The following is a 4,738-nucleotide window of genomic DNA, read 5'->3' on the forward strand; positions in this document are numbered from 1 at the left end:
GCCCGGGGGCCGCCCCCCCCCCCCGCCCCCACCGGCCTTTCGAGCGGGAACTAGCAGCCGAGCAGGCGGCTGCCGAGGTAGCTCTGGATCTGGTCCAGGGAGACGCGCTCCTGCTTCATGGTGTCGCGCTCGCGCACGGTCACCGCGTTGTCGTCCAGGGTGTCGAAGTCGACGGTGACGCAGAACGGCGTACCGATCTCGTCCTGGCGGCGGTAGCGGCGGCCGATGGCGCCCGCGTCGTCGAACTCGATGTTCCAGAACTTGCGCAGGTCGGCGGCGAGGCCCTTGGCCTTCGGCGACAGCTGCGCGTTGCGGGACAGCGGCAGGACGGCGACCTTGATCGGGGCCAGGCGCGGGTCGAAGCGCATCACGGTGCGCTTCTCCATGACGCCCTTGGCGTTCGGGGCCTCGTCCTCGTTGAACGCGTCGAGCATGAAGGCGAGCATGGCGCGGTTGACGCCGGCCGCCGGCTCGATGACGTACGGGGTGTACTTCTCCTTCGACTCCTGGTCGAAGTACACGAGGTCCTGACCGGAGGCCGCCGAGTGCGCCTTGAGGTCGAAGTCGGTGCGGTTGGCGATGCCCTCCAGCTCGGAGAACTCACTGCCGCCGAAGTTGAAGCGGTACTCGATGTCGGCGGTGCGCTTCGAGTAGTGGGACAGCTTCTCCTTCGGGTGGTCGTACCAGCGGATGTTCTCCTCGCGGATGCCGAGGTCGCGGTACCAGTTCCACCGCTCCTGCATCCAGTACTCCTGCCACTGCTCGTCCTCGCCCGGCTTGACGAAGAACTCCATCTCCATCTGCTCGAACTCGCGCGTGCGGAAGATGAAGTTGCCCGGCGTGATCTCGTTGCGGAAGGACTTGCCCATCTGCGCGATGCCGAACGGGGGCTTCTTGCGCGAGGTGGTCTGCACCTGGGCGAAGTTGGTGAAGATGCCCTGGGCGGTCTCGGGGCGCAGGTACGCCTTCGAGCCGGTGTCCTGGGTCGGGCCCAGGTGGGTCTCCAGCATGCCGGAGAACTGCTTGGGCTCGGTGAACTGGCCCTTCACACCGCAGTTGGGGCAGTTGATGTCGGCGAGGCCGTTCTCGGGGAGACGGCCGTGCTTGGCCTCGTACGCCTCCTCCAGGTGGTCGGCGCGGTGGCGCTTGTGACAGGAGGTGCACTCGGTGAGCGGGTCGGAGAAGGTCGCGACGTGGCCGGAGGCCACCCAGACCTCGGGGGCCAGGATCACGGACGAGTCGATACCGACGATGTCCTCACGCCCGGTGACCATCGCCTTCCACCACTGGCGCTTGATGTTCTCCTTGAGCTCGACACCGAGCGGGCCGTAATCCCAGGCAGCCCTGGAGCCGCCGTAGATCTCACTGCACGGGAAAACGAAGCCACGGCGCTTGCTCAGGCTGACGATGGTGTCGATCTTGTCGGCGGCCACGGTGCTCTCTTCATTACGAGGACGAACGGCGAATGCCTCAGGTTACCGGCGCCCGCACCCCCCCTTTCAAATCGGTTCCCCTTCCACGGCCCCCGGGCCGGGCCCCCGACCAGGGTTTTTGACAATCGTTTCCATCTTTGATGAAAATGGATGTCATGAACGTACGACGAGTCATACCCGCCGCCGCCCTCGGCGGAGCCGTCGCCCTCGGCGCCACGGCCCTCACCGCCTGCTCCGGAGCCTCGGCCGCGGGGGGCCACGAGGACGGAAAACTCCAGGTCATGTCGTCGTTCTACCCGATGCAGTTCCTCGCCGAACAGATCGGCAAGGACCACGTGAAGGTCGACACCCTGACCAAGCCGGGCGTCGAGCCGCACGACCTGGAGATCACCCCGCGCCAGACCGGCCGGCTCGGCGCATCCGATGTGGTGCTCTACCTCAAGGGCCTGCAGCCCGCCGTCGACAAGGCCGTCGCCCAGTCCGGCGTGAAGCACGTCGTCGACGCCGCCGCCCTCACCAAGCTGGAGGTCCACGCCTCCTCCGGCCACGACCACGCCCACGAGGGCGAGGAGGGCGCCGGGGAAGAGGCCCACGACCACGGCCACGACCACGGCGAGGCCGGCGAGGACCCGCACGTCTGGCTCGACCCCGTGAAGTACGCCGAGATCGCCAAGGGCGTCGGCGCGGCCCTGGAGAAGGCCGACCCCGGCCACGCGGCCGACTACCGCAAGAACACCGACGAGCTGACCGGCAAACTGGCCGCGCTGGACACGGAGTTCAAGGACGGCCTGCAGAACACCTCGTCCAGGACGTTCATCACCACGCACTCCGCCTTCGGCTACCTCGCCGAACGCTACGGCCTCGACCAGGAGGGCATCTCCGGCGTCGACCCCGAGTCCGAGCCGAGCCCGGCCCGGGTGAAGGAACTCCAGGCCGTCGCGAAGAAGGACAATGTCTCGACCGTGTTCTTCGAGACCCTGGCCAGCGACAAGACCGCCAAGACGCTCGCCGCCGACACGGGCCTGAAGACCGATGTCCTCGACCCGCTCGAGGGCATCTCCGACAAGTCCCAGGGCGCTGACTACTTCGAGGTCATGCGGTCCAACCTGAAGAACCTGCAGAAGGCACTCGGTAGCAAGTGATGGCAGTAACGGAGGCGCGTGCCATGGAGTCCAAGCCCGCCCGGCCCACGGACCAGCCCGTCATATCCCTGCGCGGGGCCACGGCCTCGCTCGGCTCCCGCCCCGTGCTGCGCGGGGTCGACCTCACCGTGCGGCGCGGCGAGGTCGTCGCCCTGCTCGGCGCCAACGGCTCCGGCAAGTCCACGGCCGTGCGCGCCGTCGTCGGGCAGGTTCCGCTGTCCGACGGCGAGCTGGCCCTGTTCGGCACGGACTTCAGGAACTTCCGCGCCTGGTCGCGCATCGGGTACGTCCCGCAGCGCACCACCGCCGCCAGCGGCGTCCCGGCCACCGTCCGCGAGGTCGTCTCCTCCGGCCGGCTCGCCCGCTCCCGCTTCGGCATCCTCCGCAAGGCCGACCGGGCCGCCGTGGAGCGGGCCCTGGACCTCGTCGACATGGGCCCGTACGCCGACGCCTCGGTCAACGCCCTCTCCGGCGGCCAGCACCAGCGCGTGCTCATCGCCCGGGCGCTCGCCGTGGAGCCCGAACTCCTGATCATGGACGAGCCGATGGCCGGGGTCGACCTCGCCAACCAGGAGGTCCTGGCGAACGCCCTGCGCGAGCAGGTCGCCGCCGGCTCGACCGTCCTGCTCGTCCTGCACGAGCTGGGCCCGCTGGAGCCGCTGATCGACCGCGCCGTCGTCCTGCGCGACGGCTGCGTCGTCCACGACGGCCCGCCCCCGGAGGCCGTGGGCCAGCACGCCCTGCCCGGCCACGACCACGTACACCCCCACGCGGCGCACGACGCCGAGCCCCTCCGGACGGGACTGCTGAGCTGATGGAAATCCTCACCTACGCCTTCATGCAGCGGGCCCTGCTCGCGGCCGTCCTGGTCGGCGTCACCGCCCCCGCGATCGGCACGTACCTCGTCCAGCGCCGCCAGGCCGTCATGGGCGACGGCATCGGTCACGTGGCCATGACCGGCGTGGCCCTCGGCTTCCTGCTCAACACGAGCCCGGTGTGGATCGCGACCCTGGTCGCCGTCCTCGGCGCGGTCGGCATGGAGCTGATCCGCTCGCGCGGCAAGACCAGCGGCGACATCGCGCTCGCCATGCTGTTCTACGGCGGCCTGGCCGGCGGCGTGATGATCATCAACCTGGCTCCGGGCGGCTCGACGGCCAGTCTGACCAGCTACCTGTTCGGCTCGATCACCACGGTCTCCGCCGAGGACGTCACCGCGGTCGTGATCCTCGCCGCGTTCGTCGTCGCCGTGACCATCGGCCTGCGCCGCCAGCTGTTCGCGGTCTGCCAGGACGAGGAGTTCGCCCGGGTCACCGGCCTGCCGGTGCGGTTCCTGAACCTGCTGATCGCGGTCACCGCCGCCGTCACCGTCACCGTGGCCATGCGGATCGTCGGCCTGCTGCTGGTCAGCGCCATGATGGTGATCCCGGTCGCGGCGGCGCAGCGCGTCACCCGCGGGTTCACCGCCACCCTGTCGGTGGCCATGGTGATCGGCGTGCTGGTCTCGCTCTCCGGCACGGTCGCGACGTTCTACATCGACGCCCCCTCCGGCGGCACCATCGTGCTGCTCGCCATCGGCGTCTTCATGGTGATGACGGCCCTGTCCACGCCGCTGGCGCGGCGCCGGGCCAACGCGGCGCGCGCCGCCGAAGAGGTCTGCACGCGCGATGATGTGAAGGTCTAGGAGGGACGGCCGCCTGGCACAATGGGCCGAGGCCGATACGAGGAGGAACCGGTGGCGACTGCGCCTGGCGAGATGAATACCGCGCCAGTACGAGGACGGTCCACCCGGCAGCGGGCCGCCGTCGCGGCGGCGCTGGACGAGGTGGACGAGTTCCGCAGCGCCCAGGAGCTGCACGACATGCTCAAGCACCGCGGTGACTCCGTGGGCCTGACCACCGTCTACCGCACCCTCCAGTCGCTCGCCGACGCCGGCGAGGTCGACGTGCTGCGCACCAGCGACGGCGAGTCGGTCTACCGGCGCTGCTCCACCGGGGACCACCACCACCACCTGGTCTGCCGCAAGTGCGGCAAGGCCGTCGAGGTGGAGGGCCCGGCGGTGGAGAAGTGGGCGGAGTCCATCGCCGCGGAGCACGGCTTCGTGAACGTCGCCCACACGGTGGAGATCTTCGGCACCTGCGCGGACTGCGCGGCGGCGGGCTGACC

5 protein-coding genes are annotated in these 4,738 nt (G+C 69.7%); 4 read left to right on the top strand and 1 reads right to left on the bottom strand.

Annotated features, from left to right (window positions below):
- Positions 1–50: 50 nt before the first annotated feature.
- Positions 51–1,433: a glycine--tRNA ligase gene (locus tag ACFXA3_RS35875; protein ID WP_385194160.1), complete on the bottom strand. Its 1,383-nt coding sequence runs from the start codon at positions 1,431–1,433 to the stop codon at positions 51–53.
- A 155-nt stretch (positions 1,434–1,588) separates the two neighbouring features.
- On the opposite strand from ACFXA3_RS35875, the gene ACFXA3_RS35880 reads away from it, so the two are divergent.
- From ACFXA3_RS35880 to ACFXA3_RS35895, 4 genes are read left to right on the top strand one after another with little or no spacing between them, the layout of a single operon-like run.
- A complete protein-coding gene (locus ACFXA3_RS35880) occupies positions 1,589–2,575 on the top strand; it encodes a metal ABC transporter substrate-binding protein (RefSeq protein ID WP_385194162.1) in 987 nt (328 codons plus the stop codon).
- A gap of 23 nt (positions 2,576–2,598) precedes the next feature.
- Complete coding sequence (locus tag ACFXA3_RS35885) at positions 2,599–3,390, top strand: metal ABC transporter ATP-binding protein (RefSeq protein WP_385194164.1); 792 nt, start codon at positions 2,599–2,601, stop codon at positions 3,388–3,390.
- The gene (locus tag ACFXA3_RS35890) at positions 3,390–4,256 is read left to right on the top strand and encodes a metal ABC transporter permease (protein WP_385194166.1); all 867 of its coding nucleotides are present in this window, start codon (positions 3,390–3,392) and stop codon (positions 4,254–4,256) included. Before ACFXA3_RS35885 ends, ACFXA3_RS35890 begins: the two co-directional genes overlap by 1 nt.
- Positions 4,257–4,307: 51 nt before the next feature.
- The gene (locus tag ACFXA3_RS35895) at positions 4,308–4,736 is read left to right on the top strand and encodes a Fur family transcriptional regulator (RefSeq protein WP_385194168.1); all 429 of its coding nucleotides are present in this window, start codon (positions 4,308–4,310) and stop codon (positions 4,734–4,736) included.
- Positions 4,737–4,738 lie beyond the last annotated feature (2 nt).

The sequence above is a fragment of the Streptomyces sp. NPDC059456 genome (assembly GCF_042750055.1).
In the GTDB taxonomy this organism is placed as follows: Bacteria; Actinomycetota; Actinomycetes; order Streptomycetales; family Streptomycetaceae; genus Streptomyces.